The organism is Bdellovibrio bacteriovorus (genome assembly GCF_001592735.1).
In the GTDB taxonomy this organism is placed as follows: domain Bacteria; phylum Bdellovibrionota; class Bdellovibrionia; order Bdellovibrionales; family Bdellovibrionaceae; genus Bdellovibrio; species Bdellovibrio bacteriovorus_D.
This window is the reverse complement of the sequence record NZ_LUKE01000006.1, coordinates 218,272-237,198: the sequence shown is the minus strand read 5'-3', so window position 1 is coordinate 237,198 and position 18,927 is coordinate 218,272. Positions and strand designations below refer to the sequence as shown.

At 46.1% G+C, this 18,927-nt stretch carries 18 protein-coding genes and 1 riboswitch; of the genes, 9 read left to right on the top strand and 9 right to left on the bottom strand.

Annotated elements, in window-relative coordinates; translation table 11 throughout:
* Nucleotides 1-4 precede the first annotated feature (4 nt).
* The 4 genes from AZI86_RS18030 to AZI86_RS18015 form a co-directional block, all read right to left on the bottom strand.
* Nucleotides 5-502, bottom strand: a complete 498-nt coding sequence (locus AZI86_RS18030) for an ExbD/TolR family protein (RefSeq protein ID WP_061836686.1) — start codon at nucleotides 500-502, stop codon at nucleotides 5-7.
* 9 nt (nucleotides 503-511) lie between these two features.
* Nucleotides 512-967, bottom strand: coding sequence for an ExbD/TolR family protein (locus tag AZI86_RS18025; RefSeq protein ID WP_061836685.1), 456 nt, complete (start codon nucleotides 965-967; stop codon nucleotides 512-514).
* A 9-nt stretch (nucleotides 968-976) separates the two neighbouring features.
* Nucleotides 977-1,687 carry a MotA/TolQ/ExbB proton channel family protein gene (locus tag AZI86_RS18020; protein WP_061836684.1) on the bottom strand — a complete coding sequence of 237 codons (711 nt, stop codon included), beginning with the start codon at nucleotides 1,685-1,687 and terminating at the stop codon, nucleotides 977-979.
* Between the two features lie 211 nt (nucleotides 1,688-1,898).
* Nucleotides 1,899-3,233: a glycine--tRNA ligase gene (locus AZI86_RS18015; protein ID WP_061836683.1), complete on the bottom strand. Its 1,335-nt coding sequence runs from the start codon at nucleotides 3,231-3,233 to the stop codon at nucleotides 1,899-1,901.
* 119 nt (nucleotides 3,234-3,352) lie between these two features.
* Between AZI86_RS18015 and AZI86_RS19075 the strand changes: the two genes are divergently transcribed.
* From AZI86_RS19075 to AZI86_RS17990, 5 genes are all read left to right on the top strand, one after another.
* Nucleotides 3,353-3,706 carry a photosynthetic reaction center cytochrome c subunit family protein gene (locus AZI86_RS19075; RefSeq protein WP_157684764.1) on the top strand — a complete coding sequence of 118 codons (354 nt, stop codon included), beginning with the start codon at nucleotides 3,353-3,355 and terminating at the stop codon, nucleotides 3,704-3,706.
* Between the two features lie 85 nt (nucleotides 3,707-3,791).
* Nucleotides 3,792-6,857 carry an efflux RND transporter permease subunit gene (locus tag AZI86_RS18005; RefSeq protein WP_061836681.1) on the top strand — a complete coding sequence of 1,022 codons (3,066 nt, stop codon included), beginning with the start codon at nucleotides 3,792-3,794 and terminating at the stop codon, nucleotides 6,855-6,857.
* A gap of 108 nt (nucleotides 6,858-6,965) precedes the next feature.
* The gene (locus AZI86_RS18000) at nucleotides 6,966-7,685 is read left to right on the top strand and encodes a hypothetical protein (RefSeq protein WP_061836680.1); all 720 of its coding nucleotides are present in this window, start codon (nucleotides 6,966-6,968) and stop codon (nucleotides 7,683-7,685) included.
* Nucleotides 7,682-8,401, top strand: coding sequence for a hypothetical protein (locus AZI86_RS17995; RefSeq protein ID WP_061836679.1), 720 nt, complete (start codon nucleotides 7,682-7,684; stop codon nucleotides 8,399-8,401). Before AZI86_RS18000 ends, AZI86_RS17995 begins: the two co-directional genes overlap by 4 nt.
* Entirely contained in the window at nucleotides 8,398-9,216 is an 819-nt protein-coding gene (locus AZI86_RS17990; RefSeq protein WP_061836678.1) for a TIGR02147 family protein, read from the top strand. Before AZI86_RS17995 ends, AZI86_RS17990 begins: the two co-directional genes overlap by 4 nt.
* A 3-nt stretch (nucleotides 9,217-9,219) precedes the next feature.
* On the opposite strand, the gene AZI86_RS17985 is transcribed toward AZI86_RS17990, so the two are convergent.
* Together AZI86_RS17985 and AZI86_RS17980 are read right to left on the bottom strand one after the other, a co-directional pair.
* The gene (locus AZI86_RS17985; protein WP_061836677.1) at nucleotides 9,220-10,818 is read right to left on the bottom strand and encodes a hypothetical protein; all 1,599 of its coding nucleotides are present in this window, start codon (nucleotides 10,816-10,818) and stop codon (nucleotides 9,220-9,222) included.
* 75 nt (nucleotides 10,819-10,893) lie between these two features.
* Nucleotides 10,894-11,322, bottom strand: coding sequence for a hypothetical protein (locus AZI86_RS17980; protein ID WP_061836676.1), 429 nt, complete (start codon nucleotides 11,320-11,322; stop codon nucleotides 10,894-10,896).
* A 47-nt stretch (nucleotides 11,323-11,369) separates the two neighbouring features.
* Between AZI86_RS17980 and AZI86_RS17975 the strand changes: the two genes are divergently transcribed.
* On the top strand, nucleotides 11,370-12,164 hold the full coding sequence (locus AZI86_RS17975; protein WP_061836675.1) for an Mrp/NBP35 family ATP-binding protein: 795 nt from the start codon (nucleotides 11,370-11,372) through the stop codon (nucleotides 12,162-12,164).
* Here AZI86_RS17975 and AZI86_RS17970 read toward each other — a convergent pair.
* Nucleotides 12,161-13,615: a mechanosensitive ion channel domain-containing protein gene (locus AZI86_RS17970; protein ID WP_061836674.1), complete on the bottom strand. Its 1,455-nt coding sequence runs from the start codon at nucleotides 13,613-13,615 to the stop codon at nucleotides 12,161-12,163. The two genes, AZI86_RS17975 and AZI86_RS17970, sit on opposite strands and share 4 nt — an antisense overlap.
* Before the next feature lie 187 nt (nucleotides 13,616-13,802).
* Between AZI86_RS17970 and AZI86_RS17965 the strand changes: the two genes are divergently transcribed.
* On the top strand, nucleotides 13,803-14,465 hold the full coding sequence (locus tag AZI86_RS17965; RefSeq protein WP_061836673.1) for a glutathione S-transferase family protein: 663 nt from the start codon (nucleotides 13,803-13,805) through the stop codon (nucleotides 14,463-14,465).
* Between the two features lie 139 nt (nucleotides 14,466-14,604).
* Nucleotides 14,605-14,967: a VOC family protein gene (locus tag AZI86_RS17960; RefSeq protein WP_061836672.1), complete on the top strand. Its 363-nt coding sequence runs from the start codon at nucleotides 14,605-14,607 to the stop codon at nucleotides 14,965-14,967.
* Between the two features lie 462 nt (nucleotides 14,968-15,429).
* Nucleotides 15,430-15,512: riboswitch (cyclic di-GMP riboswitch) on the top strand.
* Between the two features lie 151 nt (nucleotides 15,513-15,663).
* On the opposite strand, the gene AZI86_RS17955 is transcribed toward AZI86_RS17960, so the two are convergent.
* Both AZI86_RS17955 and AZI86_RS17950 read right to left on the bottom strand, forming a co-directional pair.
* Complete coding sequence (locus AZI86_RS17955) at nucleotides 15,664-16,983, bottom strand: sensor histidine kinase (RefSeq protein WP_061836671.1); 1,320 nt, start codon at nucleotides 16,981-16,983, stop codon at nucleotides 15,664-15,666.
* Nucleotides 16,984-17,580 (bottom strand): hypothetical protein, encoded by a 597-nt coding sequence (locus AZI86_RS17950; RefSeq protein ID WP_157684763.1) that lies wholly within the window; start codon nucleotides 17,578-17,580, stop codon nucleotides 16,984-16,986.
* Nucleotides 17,581-17,706: 126 nt separating this feature from the next.
* Here AZI86_RS17950 and AZI86_RS17945 point away from each other — a divergent pair, with 126 nt between their 5' ends.
* Nucleotides 17,707-18,891, top strand: a complete 1,185-nt coding sequence (locus AZI86_RS17945; protein WP_061836669.1) for a hypothetical protein — start codon at nucleotides 17,707-17,709, stop codon at nucleotides 18,889-18,891.
* The last annotated feature ends 36 nt before the right edge of the window (nucleotides 18,892-18,927 follow it).

Sequence of the window (18,927 nt, the reverse complement as noted above, 5' to 3'; positions counted from 1 at the left end):
CTAGCTATTTAAGGACAACGGCAAATTTAATATCGCTATACCCCGCTTGATTCATCCCCAAGATAATTTGGTTCAGAAGCTCGTACTTCACGCGGCGATCCGCTTGGATCGTCGCAATCCCTGGGAATTCCCCTTTAGGATTGGTTTCTTGGAATTTCTTACGAAGCTCCAACAACTCTGCCGTGATAGAGTTTGCGGTGACTAATTTATCTTCAAGATAGATTTTTCCATCATCAACTTTGATAACCGGATTTCTTTCAAGAACGGCCGCCAAGTGTGCTTTTGGAAGCTCTTGGTTTTTACCAATCATCAGGATTTCGCCCGTGCTTGAAAAGTTCATCAAAAGAAAGATGACCAGGATCGAAAAGGCATCAATCAAAGCAGTCAAAAGAAGATCCGCAGCGATTGAACGCTTATGCTTCGCCCCTTTGGGAGTGATGATAGAGTGACCCTCAAGGGTGCCCGTCAATACAGATGTCTTTAATACGCCATCAGCAATCACAAGTTCCCCCTAAAGTGGCGATACGCCAAGGTCATTCATTCCAACTTTTTTCATTTTATCCATTACGTCGATAATTTCTTCGTAAGCGGTTGAAGCCGTAGGTTGAATAAGACCGGTGTTAAGCGCTGGTTCTACTTGACGCAAATTAGCTAGGGCTTTTTCAAGACCTTCCCAATTTACTTGTTTATCAAGTTGAGCAACGCGGATTTTTCTTAAGTTCGCTGGAACTAGCGAACTCTGCTGGACTTCCAGATCCAAGTCCCCTTGCGGAGTCATACGAATCCAGACAAGCGGACTTTTCTTTGTGTCCTCTTGCGCCTGTCCACCGACAGCTTGTTTGACGTCCATCGAGCCCACGTTCAACCACACAGCGGTGATCAAAAGAAAGCAGATCGCGACCGACAAAAAGTCGATGAAGGGAACCAGGTTGACTTCAAAATCCAGATGCTTTTTAGACTGTTTCACTAACAGCTCCTACGCATTGATTTCGTTATTACGCTCAGACTTCGCATTGGCAGTTTTGATTTGATAAGCAGTCAGTGGCTCATAAGCATAGCTCAACCAGTTGTAAACTTTGAGTCCACCTTGGTTTAAGTCTTCAGCCAAACGATTCGCACGATTTTGCAAGATCGCGTAAGCTACTAGAGCTGGGATCGCCGCAATCAAACCGTAAGCTGTCGCATTCATCGCCTCAGAGATACCTGCTGAAAGCAAAGATGCTTTGTCCGCTGGATTTGCAAACGCCACAGCCGCGAAAGATTTAATCATACCCGAGATAGTTCCAAGAAGACCGGTCAACGTAGCTACGTTACCAAGCATTGTTAGGAAACCTGTGCGGTGATCAAGGTGAGCGTTTTCTTCAAGAAGAACTTCGTCCATTTTTCCTTGGATCTCTTCTTTGCCGCCTAAGTTTTTAGCTGCAAATGCACCCGCGGCAATCGCGCGCGCCACTGGATTTTGTGCCGAAGCCGCTTGAGCTTTCGTGATCACTTGATCCATTTCGCCACGACGAATAGACTCTTCAAAGCCTAGTGCGAATTGAGTTTGAGAGATTTTACGACGAACAAAAAGCGCGTACGCTCTTTCGATCATGATCGCGATAGACGATACCTGGATAAGTAAAATTGGCCACATCCAGAAGCCACCGTGTTCAAAAGCTAGTGCAAGTTTAGTTAAAAATTCCATGGATTCCCCTCCGATTACCAATAATTACAGACCATGGTCCTGAGGTTTGCAAAGTCAATTCAGGGTTTACACAGGACGTTATGAACAAATTTGTAACTATATCTTAAGGAAAACTTAATAATCCATGTGGAGTTGATTCCAAAAAACAAAAGCCGAACCTCTCGGCTCGGCTTTTATTCCTTCTCTTTATATATAGATAGGATCCCGGGAACTAAAACGACTTCAACTTACCCGCGATATACGAACTTAATTGCGACATCGCAATGCGCTCTTGCACCATGGTGTCGCGGTGACGAACCGTCACGGCTTGGTCATTGATGGTATCAAAGTCAACGGTCACACAGAACGGAGTTCCGGCTTCATCTTGACGACGGTAGCGCTTCCCGATGGATTGGGCTTCATCATAAGTGACATCAAAATCCATCGCCAAGTCATCACGCAGTTTTTCAGCGATCGAAGAAAGCTCTTCTTTTTTGGACAACGGCAAGATGGCTACTTTATAAGGCGCAATTTCCGGGTGCAGACCCAAAACCACGCGCACGTCTTCTTTGCCTTCAGCATCGGCCGTGATTTCTTCACGGTAAGCATCACACAAGAAAGCCAAAAACAGGCGATCACAACCCACCGCGGTTTCAATCACGTAAGGGATGTATTTTTCTTTGTTCGCTTCATCGAAATACTCAAGGTTTTTGCCCGAGAATTTTGAATGTTGAGACAAGTCAAAATCCGAACGATTATGGATACCTTCAAGTTCTGAATAACCCATGGGGAATTTGTATTCCACATCCACAGCCGCCTTGGCATAGTGGGCCAGTTTATCGTGGTCTTTGAATTTGATATTTTCTTTTTTGATGCCGTATTTGGTGTAGAAATTCATGCGAATTTCTTTCCACTGGTTGAAGTATTCCGCATCCGTTCCTGGTTTAACGAAATATTGCATCTCCATTTGTTCAAATTCACGCGTGCGGAAAATGAAATTACCCGGAGTGATTTCGTTACGGAAAGACTTGCCGATCGCCGCGATACCAAATGGAATTTTGTAACGGGATGACTGCTGGCAGTTTTGAAAGTTCACGAAGTGACCTTGAGCCGTTTCCGGACGCAAATAAACCACACTGCCCGTGTCTTCCAAAGGACCCATGTGAGTTTTAAACATCAAATTGAAGTTGCGCTCTTCAGAAAGATCTTTGCTGCCACAATTTGGACATTTTTTTTCATTGATATAAGAGTCGGTGTTATCCGCGCGAAAACGTGTTTTACAAGATTTGCAATCCACCAAAGGATCCGAAAAACCGTCCACGTGACCAGACGCTTTCCATACCATCGGATGCATCAAAATAGCGGCATCAATACCTACGATGTCCTTACGGCGAGTCATCGCATTCCACCAGGCCCGCTTGACATTCAACTTCATCAAAGAACCCAAAGGACCGTAATCCCAGCAACTAGCTAGACCTCCGTAAATTTCGCTGGATTGAAATACAAATCCGCGACGTTTGCTAAGACTCACAAGAGTGTTGAGGTCATCACAGTGCTTAATTTTCATGTCTTTGAGCTCCAAAAAGAGGTGAAGGGGCCCTTCATAATTACACTTCGGTCTAGAACGGGTCAAGAATTGGGGGCCCTCTCTTGATCTCGGACCAGCGCTTCCCGCAAGATAGTTTTATGCATCGCATATCATCGCTCATTTTATCACTGGGTTTAGTATTATCTTGGAGCCCGACCGCACACTCGGAGTCCGTCGCTGCTTTTGTCAGCAAAGAGGAACAAATCCGGGAACAAATGATCACCATTTCCCGCGAACTCGGGGTTACCTGCACTGAATGTCACAAAGTTACTAATTTTGCCGACGGATCTAAAAAGAGTTTCAAAGTTGGAAAAGAGCATATGAAGCTCACTCAAATGTTGAAAGAAAACGGCATGAACGGCAAAAATGGCCCGGCCGCTACTTGCTACATGTGTCATCGCGGCAAGCTTATGCCCGATTACAAAGAGCCCACCCCAAATAAAGCTCATTAAATCTTAAAATTTGTGTTCTTTTATTGAACCTGGTGAGCTTTAGCTGCGTCTAAAGTGGGTTGCATCATCAGAAAGGAACCACCTCATGAATCTGATAGATCTTTCGATCAAGCGCTCGGTTTTTGCCTGGACCCTTATGTTTGGCTTGATCATCTTCGGGGCAATCTCTTTAAATCGTATGGGAATCAGTGCCCTGCCCGATGTCGACTTTCCGATCGTGAATGTTTCTGTCAGTTATGAAGGTGCCGCCCCCGAAATCGTGGAAGCTGAGCTCTTAGACCCTATGGAGGAAGCTTTACTTTCAATTGAGGGTATTAAAGAAATGCGCTCTTCGGCAAGGCAAGGGCAAGGCTCAGTCACTTTAGAATTTGATATCAATCGTAATGTCGACGTTGTTCTACAAGAGGTGCAAACAGCGATGGGTCAAATTCGCTGGCCCACGGGGGTTGATCCGGCAGTCGTTAGAAAACAAAATCCCGAAGAAGACCCTATTATCATTTTTACGGTCTACGGCGAAGCTCCTCTTCGTGACATGCTGATCTGGGTGGATACTTATTTTATGGATCAGTTGAGGTTTTTGCCCGGAGTCGGAGATGTCAATATCACCGGTTTTTCGGAGCGCAACTTACGCGTATGGATTGATCCCGCAAAATTAAAAAAATACTACCTGACCGTCACCGATGTTGTTCAAGCTTTAAACCAACAACATCTAGAAAGTGCTGCCGGGCAATTTGTAAATGGTCAGCGCGAGCTGCGCGTGCGTTGGTTAGGCGAAGCCGCCTCCACTAAAGAAGTTGAAAATATCCAAATCATCAACCGCGGTGGAGCGCGCATTCAAGACGTTGTGATTCGCATCAAGGACGTGGCCCGGGTTGAAGATGGTCTTTCCGATATTCGCCGTCAAGGACGTGTGGAAGGCAAACAGGCCGTGGGTATCTCTATCCGTAAACAACGGGGGACGAACGAAGTCGAGGTCGCTAAGAACGTTCTTAAAAAAGTGGAGGAAATTAAAGATCAATTTCCCAAAGGATTTAACTACCGCGTGAGTGTCGACTTCACTCGCTCCACGGAAGCCACCGTGGATTTGACTATCGAAAAGCTGTGGGTCGCGGCGCTGATCACCATTTTAGTCTGCTTTTTGTTCTTAGGAAGCATTCAAGCCGCCATTAATATTTTGTTTTCCATTCCGACTTCGATTGTCGGCACCTTTACGATTCTTTATTTTTCCGGCTTCACTTTAAATCTTTTCACCCTTCTAGCCTTAACACTTTCAATTTCCATCGTGGTCGATGATGCAATCATGCTGCTAGAAAATATCGTGCGCCACTATCGCATGGGAAAGCCTTCCGCGAAGGCCGCTTCTGAAGGCGCAAAAGAAGTTCTACCCGCGGCGACCGCGGCCACGGCCGCCGTCATTGCGGTGTTCTTACCGGTCGTCTTTATGGACGGCATCATCGGTAAATTCTTTTTCCAATTCGGTGTCACCATGAGTGCGGCAGTTCTTTTGTCGCTTTTAGAAGCCGTCACCATCACTCCGATGCGGGCCGCCGCTCTTTTAAGAAACGAGCCCAAAGTGAATCGCTTTGAGGCATGGTTAGACCATCTCTTTGAACGCTTTGCGCACTCTTATCAAAACTCTTTAAAATTTACGATCCGATGGAAATACACCATCATAATCGCTTCGCTTTTATTTTTTGCCGGTTCTTTAGTTTTGATTACTAAAGTTCGTCAGGAATTCGTTCCTCCGCAAGATCAGGACTTTATCATCGTGACAGCGCAAGCTGTTCCCGGCACTTCTCTGGAAGCAACCACGGATTTCGCCATCCAAGTTGAAAAAATCGTGAAGGCTAATAAAAACGTTGAAGGCTTTTTCGTCTCTATTGGCGGCGGTGGTGGCGCCGCAAATGTGAATCAAATCTTTTTGCCGGTAAAACTGATTCCTAAAGCAGATCGTTCCGTGACCCATATGCAGGTGATGGAAGAGCTTCGCGGAGAATTGCGCAAAATCAAAGGATTAAGAATCAGCATGCGCGATATTTCCGCCCGCAATTTAAGCTCGGGACGACAAAATCCTTTGGCCGTGAACTTGCGAGGACCCGATCTTGAGGTTTTACAAAAAGCTTCTCAAGAACTGATGGATCGATTGGAAAAAGAAAAATTGGCCGTGGATTTAGACACCGACTTCCGCAAAGGTTTGCCAGAACTGATTTTAAAACCCGACCGCGCCGCCATGTCAGCCCGCGGAGTTTCCGTGCAAAGCGTGGGGGATGTATTGGCCGCCGGAGTCAGCGGACTTCGCCAAGGTCGTTACACAGCCGATGGCCGTCGTTATGATATTCGCTTTAAAATTGAAGAAGATAAAATTTCATCGCCCAAAGATTTTGAAAATCTGAATGCACGCAACAATTTCGGCAACCTCATCCCGCTTTCTCAGTTAGTGAAAATTGAAGAACAATCCACGATTCAAGGAATCAGTCGCGTGAACCGTCAACGCGCGATTTCGGTTTTCGGAAATTTAGGTCCGGGACAATCCCAATCCCACGTCTTAGAAAGAGCGGGCCAGATCGCCAAAGAAATATTGCCTCCGGGATATTCTTTTGCGCTCGAAGGAGCTTCGGCTGGCTTTGCGCAATCATTTCAAAGTCTTTACGGAGCAATGCTGGTCGGGGTTCTGGTCGCCTATATGATTTTAGCGGTGCAGTTTAACTCATTCATCCATCCGATCACGGTCCTTGTCGCCTTGCCATTCAGCGTGACCGGAGCCTTGGTGGCGTTATGGATGTTTGATGTGTCCTTGAATCTTTTCAGCTTCATTGGATTGATTGTCTTAATGGGGATCGCGAAAAAGAACTCGATCATGCTGGTGGAATTCACCAATCAGCATCGTGAAGGGAAGAAGTCACCGAACGAAGCCCTGCTTGAAGCTTGCCCGATTCGTCTGCGTCCGATTTTAATGACTTCTGTGGCGACGGTAGCGGCAGCAACACCTTTAGTGTTTGGTCATGGTATTGGTGCGGAAACGCGTTTGCCGATGGGCTTGGCGATTATCGGGGGAACCATTGTTTCAACGATCCTGACTTTGTTTGTCGTGCCGGCTTTATATATGGCTCTTGTGCCGCTTGAAAGTAAGCATAAGGTGGTTGATCTTTAGGATCGACCCCTTTTCTGAAAATAGTACCAACATGGTAACGCTTCCTTTGCCGCGTGATTGACTTCAGCTTCTGCAAACCATAAAAAATCGGCTCTTCACGGAGCTACAATGACTAGCGTTTTAACCAGAGCGATTCTTTTTACGTTTTTGTGCTTGGGAGTGACTGCAGTTTCTTGTGCCGGTGGTTTTTTTGTCGGCAATCCTGGACATGTCGTCATTTGTTTTGATCAAAATGCGGACCCTTCTTTTTTTAATGGCGGAGACATTTCCGCCCAAGGTTTACATCGCCTTAAATCGATGGATGTCTTAGATTTCTACTTGGCAAAAAAATGGCATCCCGAAAAATTGTCCGAGGCGCGACAATCGCAAATTTGTAAAATGGGGCCGGATGAAGTTTATAAAACACTTCTCAGTGCTTTTTCAAAGTTAGACGCCAATTTTGATGGGACCACCGAAGCCTGCCTGCAGATGGGAAAAACAGATATCGGAGTTAATGATGAATTGCCTTTCATTGATGACAAAACCTCTCTGCTTGATCTTCCGAAAAATTGCGTTTTAAAGCAGGCCATCATTCGCCAGGGTCCTCATTTTTATTTTAGTAAGCCGTTGTTAAAACGTCTTTCTAAGTCGAGCTGTCCGTCCCAAACGGGGATTTTGCGCGTTCATGAGCTTTTATTTACTTATGCGGTGAATTCCTATGGTCATGAGGATGGCGTTTTAACACGCCTTTTGGTCGCCGCCCTTTTAGCTGAAAACACATCAGAAGCCCGGAAGATTTATACTCAATTCGGGCCTTATAAGGCTCCCCTTTGCGATGGTGCTATGTGAAGGAATGCCTCTTCTTTTTACTTTTAACGGCGGCCTTACCCACCATGGCGGATGGTGCTCAAGTTGTTGTTTGTTTTAAGGACGCGGCAAAAACGAGTTTTTTTAATGGTGGGGATCTTTCCGCCGAAGGCGAAAAGAATCTAAAATCTATTCAACCTTTCATTGCTTGGACCAGTCAGAATAAAATTTTCGGTACTTTCGAAGAAGATACATTTTATGATGAAGTGTGGGCTCGTTTTCAGTGGGCCACGCCTCATCTGTTTCAACCGGTCTGGTGCTATTATCGCCAGGATCTAAAAAAAATAACAGAGCCTGCTACCACCGACGAGCTTCCGCTTTTGGATGACAACCAACTGCCAATAGCTTTGCCGAAAAACTGTGTTCTGCGCCAGGTTATTCTGCATACGTCCACGACCCAAGCTTATATTCCAAGCTTAATTAAACGCATTCGGATGTCCCAAGAAAAAACGATGTCTTTGCTACGCCTGCAACAAGATTTCACGCAGTTTTCAAAAGATGTTTACGGGCATCTTGACGCGGGTAGAGCCCGGATATTTCTGACCAGCCTGGTTGATGGAATTGACTCCGGAACAATGAAAAATCTGCTTCTTGAGCGTGACGGTATAGCTCCCTTGACGACCTACGAGGTCGAAATAGCCAGCAAACTTTATGGCCCCGCGACCAACCTCATTTGCGAAAAGAAAAAACATCAATGAAAAGCATTTATGAATTCGATGATTTTGTTGATTTTTTGAATGCCAGATTGCTAGACATTCAGAAAAAACGCCCCCGCTATTCGTTGCGTTCATGGAGTATGAAATTAGGTTTTTCCGCCCCGGGCCCGTTGTCGCGAATTTTAAGCCGAAAAAGAGAGCCGACTTTAGCACACGTTCTAAAAATTGCCAAAGCTCTCGAGTTTTCTGAACAAGAGCGCCTTTATGCGGAATGTTTGATTCAGTTTAGCAAACACAAATTTCCAGACTCTTACCGACAGATACAAGAAGCTTTACGGCCATCCAAACAAGTAAGTGTCAATCGCTTGAGCCTCAATGAATTTACGATGATTTCAGAGTGGTATTATGCGGCCATCATGGAGGCCCTCAGCCTGGATAAAGAATTTCGTTTGGCCAGTGATTTTAAATCCGTTTTAAGACCTCGACTGACCATCGTGCAAATTCAAAAAGCGCTCACCGTTCTTCAACAGGTGGGCATGATAAAAAAAGAAAATGACATTTATATCCGCATCAAAAAAGAAGAACTCAGCCATACCACCGTCGCTCAAAAAAGTGTCGCCCTAGGAAATTTCCACAGCCAAATGCTCGACTTGGCTAAAGAATCCATTCGCGATGTCCCACGCGAAAAAAGAAGCATTCAGGGTCTAACCTTGGCCATTAAAAAAGAAAACTATAATAAGATAGAATTCCTCCTCGCAAAATTTTATCAAGAAATCTTCAGTCTTTGTGAAGAAAACGCAGCCGACACCATTTATCAATTGAGCACAGCTTTTTTTCCTTTAGGCGAAAACAAATAGCCCTTATTGAATACAAAAATAACTAAACTTCTGACCTGCCGTTGCGGCCGCCGAAAGATTTAAGGTTAAAGAGGTCGTCGCGGAAACAACCCAATATCGAATCGCGCCCGCGTCGCCTTGCGAGGGGCTGACCACACAATAAGGGGCGGTGTTAAACGCCGTCGTAAAATTCACACGGCACGACGTGGGAGAGCCGCCGCCTAAAGTGATTTCCCCGCGAGTATCATTCCCCGAGATCGAGGGACTGGTTCCGCACGCCGTGATACTGGCACTGGGCGCCGAATTCGCAATATGACCGGCCACTTCTAATTTTGCCGTCGGAGATGTCGTGCCGATACCGATATTACCCGCGGACGTAATCGTCATGCGAGCTGTAGGCACTACCGATCCGGTATTACTTGTAAAAAACTGCAGGTTCCCACCAGAAGCGGTGCTTGTGACATTTTCAGCAAGAGTACTTTGAATATACGCAGCCGACCTCGCCGTGCCCGCAGAATCCAAGCCATAAAATGTGATTCGCCCCAAATTATCGCCGGCACTAGAAGCCGTAGGGGACGTCGAACTTCCCGCCCCATTTATCAAACTAATACCAGGATACCCGTCACCGGTTCCCGCAAAGTTTTGGACACTGATACCAGGATAACGAGCCACACTTGAACTGTTATTGATGACGCGAAAACGCGCTCCCTCATCATTGGCGATCAAGGCCATGCGATCGGTGGTCGTGGTCCCACCCAACGCAATATTGCCGCCCGATGTGATCGTCAATCTGGGTATATTATTGGTTTCTAGCGACACACTTTGTGCATCATTTGTTCCCACAAAGACCGAACTGCCCGTGGAGTTTCCTCCATTTAAAATATCTCCGGCTCCTCCTGCCACACTCTGAGCCGATTGCCACGCTGATCCGTCATACCATTTAAATTTGTTGCCATCACCTGAATCAATGGCGACGTCACCTAGGGCCGGACTTCCCGGCAACGCGGAAGCCACGATCCGCGTAGCTCCTCCCGAGCTGCCTCCAACATCCGGTGTACAAATTAGAATCCCCGCACCAGTGGTGCTCAAAACTTCTCCCGTAGTGCATGTCGGGACACCTGTTTTTAAAAAAAACTCGTTCGCCCAGTGGTTTCCTAATTTTTGGGATGCATACGCAAATCCGGCATAAGGAACAGATCGAATTTTATTATCGGGACTGATCACCTTCCACCCATTGCCGTCGTGGAAAAGAACGCGCAAAAGTCGTCCATCATCGGCGACGGGACTGTAAGTGCCACCACCTTCACAGGACATTGAACTTTGATTGGAAAAAGCATCCATCAGAGTGGAACTTGTAGATGGCGGATATAATTTAGTACCCGCTCCGATCGGCGTATCAAAGACGCCTTTCGAGTTGGTCATATCCACCGAATTGAGCCGCTCTCGATACAGCACGCACGTGCCCTGAGGGTTGGTGATGCGAAACTCGAAAGACACGTCGTCATATTCTAAAGGTACGCCTTTCGAACTGATGATGCGCCCTTGATAAGTGAGCTGTAAAGGTGATGCTAACACGTGTGAAGAGATCGCCACTAATACAAAAATATACCGAAAGGTTCTCATACTCCACTTGTCGGTGCTCACTTACATTTTCACAAGAGCTTGCAGCAAGGAAGTGTTACCAGCTTGGCTAACGTCTTAAGCTGATTTATTGAGGATGGCCTTATAGGCCGTCTCTAGAAACTCGGCCGACTCTGCCCCGGTGCAACGGCGTAACGCTGTCTGATAAGCTTCGGTCACGATGGGGATCGAAGCTCCAGCCGGAACTCCTAAAACTTCGTACGCATCCCAGCTGTGCCCATTGTAAATGAACATCACATTCAACGACTTCATTTTTGGAGTCATCGAGTGGTTGATAGGGCTATTTCTTGCCAATGCGGGCGCCGAGCTAGGCGCGTCGTGATCTGGGGCTTGTGAAATAGCTGGCTCTAGCACCGTGGGCGCTGTGTCGGGAGCTTTCATGTTAAGACGAGTGGGTTGAATCGGTCCGCCTCGTGAAACGAGGTACCAAAGCACAAACGCGCCGGCTCCTACCAAATTGATAGTCAAAAAGTCTTGGCTATTCATCCAAGTTCTATTATTCGTTGTCCGCAAGCATTTATCAAGGAGTCCCTATGGCTGCCCCCAATCCTTTTGAAAAACAGACCGGCATTCCCGGAGTGAAACACATTATTGCGATCAGCTCCGGTAAGGGGGGGGTGGGAAAAAGCACGGTGGCGACCAATCTTGCCATGGCTTTAAGCAAAAAAAGCAAGGTCGGTTTATTAGATGCCGATATTTATGGCCCGAGCATCCCTCGAATGTTAGGCGCTTTAGGACAAAAACCTCACATTAACGCCGAGACGAACCAGCTTGAACCCATCACCCGTTATGGGATGAAGTTGATGTCGATTGGATTCTTGATCGAAGAAAATTCGGCCGTGGTTTGGCGTGGACCAATGCTTTTTAAAGCCATGGACCAATTCCTGCGCGACGTAAACTGGGGAGAGCTGGATTATCTTTTGGTAGACCTGCCACCTGGGACTGGTGACATCCAATTGACCCTCGCGCAAAAAGTTCCACTTGCTGGTGCCGTGGTGGTTTCAACTCCACAAAACGTAGCTTTGCTTGACGTCAAAAAAGCAGTCGACATGTTTGAGCGCGTGAACGTGCCTTTATTGGGTATGGTTGAAAATATGGCTTATATGATCAACCCCGCCAATGGCGAAAAAATGCAGCTATTTCCTAAGGGCGAAATCGATAGCTACGCCAAAAGCAAAAACATTCCAAAACTAGGTGAAGTTCCCTTCAACCCGTCTGTAGGACTTTCTTGCGAAGCGGGCATTCCCGTGGTTGATGCCAACTCTGCGGGGGCGGAAGCTCAAAGCTTTATGCGTATGGCAGATCGCTTGCGCGAACTTTGTCCTTAATTTTTTTTCTCTTCCTCAGAACCCTCTTTCGGCTTAGAGGGTTCTAATAAATCAGATGAATCTTTATTTCCCGGCAACGGATTTTGTTTGGCTAAGTCCATCAGTTTTTCTTTAGGCTCTTCGATCGGCAAATTTTCTTCTTTCTTGGCGTCTTCTAAATTGTAAGCCGCCGCCCTGCGAATCTGCTCTTTGCGATCTGTTTGCGTGGATTTTTGGGCAGCATCTTGCACCAATTGAACTTTTAAGTCGTCGGCAAAAATAATTTCGCGGGCTTCATCGGGTATCGTGATGCCATTTACTAACAAGATATCTTTTGTCTTCATCATCGCGCGCGATTTCACTCTGGCTTCAGCGCTGTTCTTGGCATCTAACCACACCATGACCCTTAAGCGCACCGCGGACGGAGTCAACTCCTCCACCACCACGTTCGGCGCGGGGTCGGACAAAATCCCATTCACTTCTTTTAAGGCATTGATAATCAGCTCTTGAACACGCGAAATGGATTCATGATAACCAATGTTCACAAAAAACGAAGTGCGCATGCTGGGGTTCGCCGTGCGATTTTCAACGACCGACTGAATGACCATAATATTGGGAATAAGAATCAGATTTCCGTTAAAATCAATGATCGTGGTTCCACGCATATTGAGGTTTTGCACGTACCCTTGATGATCCCCGACCTTGATTAAATCCCCTTTTGTAAACGGACTGCGACTGGCTAGTAAAATACCAGCCAGATAATTTTCACCGATCCCTTTAAAGGCCAACGCGAAAAGCAGAGTCAGAAAACCCGTCGCCCCGATAATTGTGGCCTCAAGATTTGAAACCCCTACAATTCTTAACGCAAAATAAAATACCAGAATCCAGATCGGCACCATGGTCAGCCGCGTAACTAAAGCCAACAAAAAAGGATTGGGAATTCGCCACTTCCAAATATTTCTAATTCCGTCAGAAAGATACCCGCCAAAGAAAATAAAAAAGACGACCACAAAGATACTGATCAAAAGCACCGGTAGCATTTGCCACGCTTTTTGACCAAAATCACGCAGCTGTTCGATGACGGGCTCAATGTTGTCCGCCAGCGGCGGCTGCACCCGCACCTTGTTGATCACCGCCACCGTCATCGGCAAGCGTTGCGCGGTTTCTAAAAACACATTCAAGTGCTCGCGACTTTTGATGTTTCCTTCAAGCACCACGATGCCATCTTTGACTCGGATATGAATAGTTGAAAACCATCCTGATTCTTTCACCAGGCTTTGCAACTGATCCATGATTTTGCGATCACTTTCAGGGGTGGGAAACTCCAGAATCGGAAAACCAGGCGCGGCGACTTCGGCTTTTCCGTTATTGGAAGGCGTGGTTGTCGTGCGAATGATCGCACCCCACTGCGCGTGGGTGGTGGCGGAAATAATGGAAAACAAAACAAAGGCTAGTACTGCAAGATTCTTCATAAGCCTCCCTAGAATTATATAAATGCAAAACGGGCGATCCCTCAATGATAGCCAAGGGTTTTTGAGTAAAACCAATGGGGCTTTTGTCGCTTGGCACTCTGTTGATTTATATTAGGTCATGACCCGACGCGGGCACAATGCTATTTTGTATATTCAACAGTCACTTCATCCTAAGCAAGGATCACTGATGAAAGTTTACGTTTTCAAATCACTGCCACCATTTCTTTGGGGATACACGCGTGACATCCGTGCGATGTGGACTTTAGAGGAATGCGGGATAGCTTATGAAACCGTAGGACTTGATTGTGGTCCGAAGGGATTGCAAGAAGAAACTTGGTTTGCCGACGTATCGCCCTTCAAACAAGTCCCGGCCATTGATGATAATGGGTACGTTCTCACTGAATCCGGCGCCATCCTGCTATACCTAGCAGAAAAATCCGGAAAGCTGATCCCTTCCGACCTTCAAGGACGGGCGCAAGTGTATCGTTGGTTGATCACATCCTTAAACAATATCGAACTTTTTGCGTTGCCGATTTTATTTGCGGATCTTCAAGGGGACAACAATCCTCACTTAAAAGCTTTACGCCCTTGGTACGTCGAAGTTTTAGGACAATTCTTACCGACCATCGACGACATGTTGAAAAATCAAGAATTTATTACCGGTGATGTGTTCACCGTCGCGGATATTATTTTTGTGTGCGTGCTTCGCGAACTACGGAAAAACGAAGTTCTAAGCGGTTATCCTCAGATTGAAAAATACCGAAAGCGCTGTGAGGAACGTCCGGCGTTTATCAAAGTTCTAGAAAATTACGAAGACCGGCTAGGCATCGCCCGCGGCAGTGCGTGGTAAAATATTTTCCGCGCTCAAATCCATTTCACCTTCGTGGGTGCGCAAGGGACAACCCGCGCACCCGTCTATGATTCCATAAAAATATTCAAACCACTCAATAATCTCATGACTCTTTTGCAAAAATATTTAGTATCAAGACATGGCATTTAATATCAGAAATTTCGCAACCATCCGTATTTGTGTATCAAACGTTCAAAACAGTCGAGACTGGTACAAATCTTTTTTTGGTATTGAACCTATCGAGGATTTAGAAAACTTCGCCTCTTTCAGAATTGGAAATACTCTTTTTGATATCTCTCTCGCAGATCAAAAGTCACCTCTGTCCACGGGAGGATCGGTGGGTTACTGGTTGGTCGACAATCTGGAGAACGCTATTGCCAAAGCTAAGAGTCTAGATGGTCAAGTGTATCGTGGACCTCTTAGAGTGGACGAAGTTAAAAGAACCATCGTGCAAATAAAAGATCCTTACGGTAACGTTTTTGGTTTGGAAGCAGATTTATAATTCTTTGGTTCCTCCAGGTCATGCCCATGGAGGACTTTTTTCGTTTCATCCTTAAACACAAAACACCCCGATTTTCTGCACTCGAGACGATTTTCCGCTTTTTTGTGACGTATTTTGAGAATCGAATCTCACCCTCTTGAAAACAAAACTTTGGTCGAGCTATCCTAAAAGAGTTGAAACCGAAGGCTCGTGAGGCTTACCACGGGTAGGCGAATGCTTATTGGGCCAGCTAAGAAAGGACGCGAGATGAAACATAGAATACATGATCATCATGACGAACCACCGAAGTGACGTGCGAATCACCAGGATTGCTACCACGAGGTTTAATGCGGTCTGGGCCTCGATAAAGAATGACGGATAAACATTTAAGGTTGGATCTACGGGATGCTTCGGCCCGGCCGGGGCGATAAATAACTCAAAGGAGGTTCCTAGGGTTATACTCGTTAGGATTTAGATCCTTCCTTTGCCTCAAGGCAAACCAGTGGAAACGCTGGGACGCAAAGCTAAAGGGATGTCGGCGCAAGCCATGTCAGCCAGCTGCCAAAGGTCAATGAGTCACCTGAGGAATCAGAGGTGTGCATATGGAAGGTTCAAAGTTATATACATACAAGGATTGGTTTCATTCCCCTTAGCTTGCGAGTTATCACAGACGATTCCTCGCAAGCACTTTTTTAGGCGCAACAGGAATCTAAATTCCTACTCAATGACTTTCACGGAAAATTCAAAAACAGATCCCACCCCTGGGGTGCTTTGCATTTTTAATTCACCACCCATTTGCTCTACAAGCGCACGACTTATCGTCAGGCCTAAGCCTGAGCCGCCAAATTTGCGAGCCGTGGAGGCATCTTCTTGCGTGAAAGGACCAAAAACTAATTCCTGATTCTCGGGTCGAATGCCGATGCCCGTGTCACTGACCGACCAAATCGCACAATCGCCGTCCCGACGAAGGTGCAAGTGAACCGAACCCTCTTGCGTGAATTTGACCGCATTTCCTAAAAGATTCACTAAGACCTGCTGCAAGCGATGACGATCTCCCGTGACCATCGGCGGCCAATCGCCCTCGGTAATCACGCGCAATTGGATTTTCTTTTTTTCGCACTGAACGGCAAAAATTCCCTGCAAAGTGGATTGCAGTTCACGAATATCAAAAGCCCCTTTTTCCACCGTCAAACGCCCGCTTTCAATTCGGCTGATATCTAAGACATCATTCACCACCCCCAATAGCGATTCGGTACAACGATGAATCGTGCCGATATACTGCTGTTGTTCCGGGTTCAACGGCGTCTGCCCTAATAAATCACTGTAGCCCACAATGCTGTTTAATGGCGTGCGAATTTCGTGACTCATATTAGATAAAAATCTAGTTTTGATTTTTGAAAGATTCAAAGCTCGCTCGCGCTCTTTGATCAGAGCGGCTTCATACATCGTGCTTTTCTTAATTTCATGCAGGCCATTTTTAATTGCGATCAATAAAAAGACATCTTCAAAAATCACCCACGCGGTATGCTCTAGCCACCGCCACTCTGAAGCATTTAAAACTCCGTACACAGATAAAGGATAAATATAACCCCGGATCAAATGATCTAAGACAGTGACCACCGAAGCCGTGTAGATCACTTTGGCATCACGATAGTAGGCTAAAAAAGCCAATGATCCAAATATATGAAAATGGGCCTCGATCCGCCCGCCCATCAAGTGAATCAATAACGATGAATATAAAAGCTGCGCCACCGCCATCACATGACGAGTAAGAAAATCACCCGCCTGACGACGACTTAAATAAAATGGAAAAAGACAAATCAAGCCCCCCAGCAGGACGGAGGCCCACACGTGAAGGTGCACCTGTTTGGCCTCGCCAATCCAGGTGTAGGGCGAAATCACCACGGCCGCCAAAATTCCAAACACCCACTGCCCGATCATCAGCCAACCAAAAGCACGATCGATCTTGACGTAGTTATCGTGCTGACGAACTTCTTGCAAGGCTTGAGCTTCAGGAAGATAGCTGGAATTTTCCATCTAAGATCCCCCGAAGGTGTCTTTGGTATTTTGAAAAAGCGAGCATCCAAAAACAGCAGCCTCAACCACTTCGCTGAAACCTTGATGCACGATTTGCTCTAAGCTGCGGGTGCCAACACTGTCCCCCTCGTGTCCCCGCGAGGCCGTTAAGCCGCCATGAAAAAGCATGGCTCCATCCGGAGAGTACACAAAAACTTCCCCTGAAGTTGTTGCGCCAAATCGTTTGGCTTCATACCCTTCGTGATCCGGGGTGATCGCGGTGTTGGGAAAGCGCGAAGCCATTCGCCACAATTCCGTTTTTAGCCACTCGTCGGTCTGCCCTTTTGGTTTATAAAAGTAAATACGGGCACTTAATTTATTTTCAAACGTACCAAAAATTCTTTCTAACTGGACAAGGCTTGCCCGCGAACAAGGACAATAAGGATGCGCAAAAACTACCACCGTCGGCCGACGTGCGTCCAAGGTGATAGAATGTGAAGCCGGAATTCTTAAGGGCGCTTTTTTACTGATCGCTGCTTTGTTTTCATAGGACCAAAGAAATTGAAGTCCCACTCCCACACAGAGTATCCAGATCGTGACCGCTATCCATTTCTTCATAGATATGAGCATAGCTGGGTAAAATTTTGGAAGCAAACATGCAAAACTTTACTAAGCGTACACATTGTTAATTAACAAGTCCTACCTGACTACCAAGTTTTGTCATCAAACGAAGTTCATCTCATAATGAAACACCTTTTGGGAACGAGTAACGATATAGACACTTTAGCGACGCTTTCGGTGGCACCGGCATTGCTCTGGTCTAAGAGCATGAAAAAGCTGCTTTTATTTACCATGTCCATCTTACTTTCCCTGCCGGCCACATCGGCCCTCACGGATCAGGATTATGAACGGTATAATGACCTTAAGAAGTATTCCAATACTTTGGGTGACCTGATCGTTATCGACTATTATCAGCGGCAAAATCCTTCCCCTTACGCAATTTTAGACAAGAAAACCAAAATGCTTTATGTCCTAGATGAAAAAGCCCAGCGTTTAGCCACGTTAAAAGTTAAAACTTACGCCGGTGATGAGCTTGCCAAAGGGGGCTCTGGAATTTATTCCCTTTTGGGAGTGAAAGGCGGTGTTTATTTTGCGCGCGCGGAAAAAGATCAATCTGCTCATGGATTATTTTTCACCACCGAAACTCCGCCTTTAACTAAGGGGATGGTTTTGTATGTAGTCCCCGAGACAACGGCCCATCGCTTTCGTATTCGCAACCGCCATATCACATTTAACTCTGAAGATGTGCTGAAAAATTTAAAAGAGTTTAACTACACGCCTCGCAACTATACAGTCCATGAAACTCGCTTCACCACAGATCGCACGGATCGCTTTAGTCAGCGCTATGTTCAAGCATTAGAAAAACAAAAACCTCGTTTGATGGAGATCTATAAGTTAGAAAACGACGAATACAACCTGTTAGCTGAATTTGCTTATGGGGTTTTAGCTCCGGAAACTAATTTCGGAAAAAGCTGGACTTATCGCTTTAAAGAAATGGTTCCCTACATCGTGTCCTTAAGAAAAGGCAATGGCCTTGACACCTCTGATAACAGCCGCGGACCCACCCAAATCAAAGACATTCCAGAATTGATCACCAAGCACTATGGTATAGAAAAAGAAGATCTGTACGACCCCGAAAAAGCGGCCATTGCCACTTTAGGAAAATCAGCAGAGTTCTTAATACAGATTCGCAATCGCGCCGATCAACATCCGGGCATTACCGAAGAGACCCTGCAAAATTATATGTACTATCTTTATCAAGGGCGCCGATCCGAAATTATCAATAAAACCGCGACACCTTATTTTAGCATTAAGGGAAACCTGATTCGCGAGGCAATCAAAGGTTTTCATATCGAAGAGCGCTTTTAATTTTTTAAGACGTTAAAACAAAAAAAGGAATTGGTT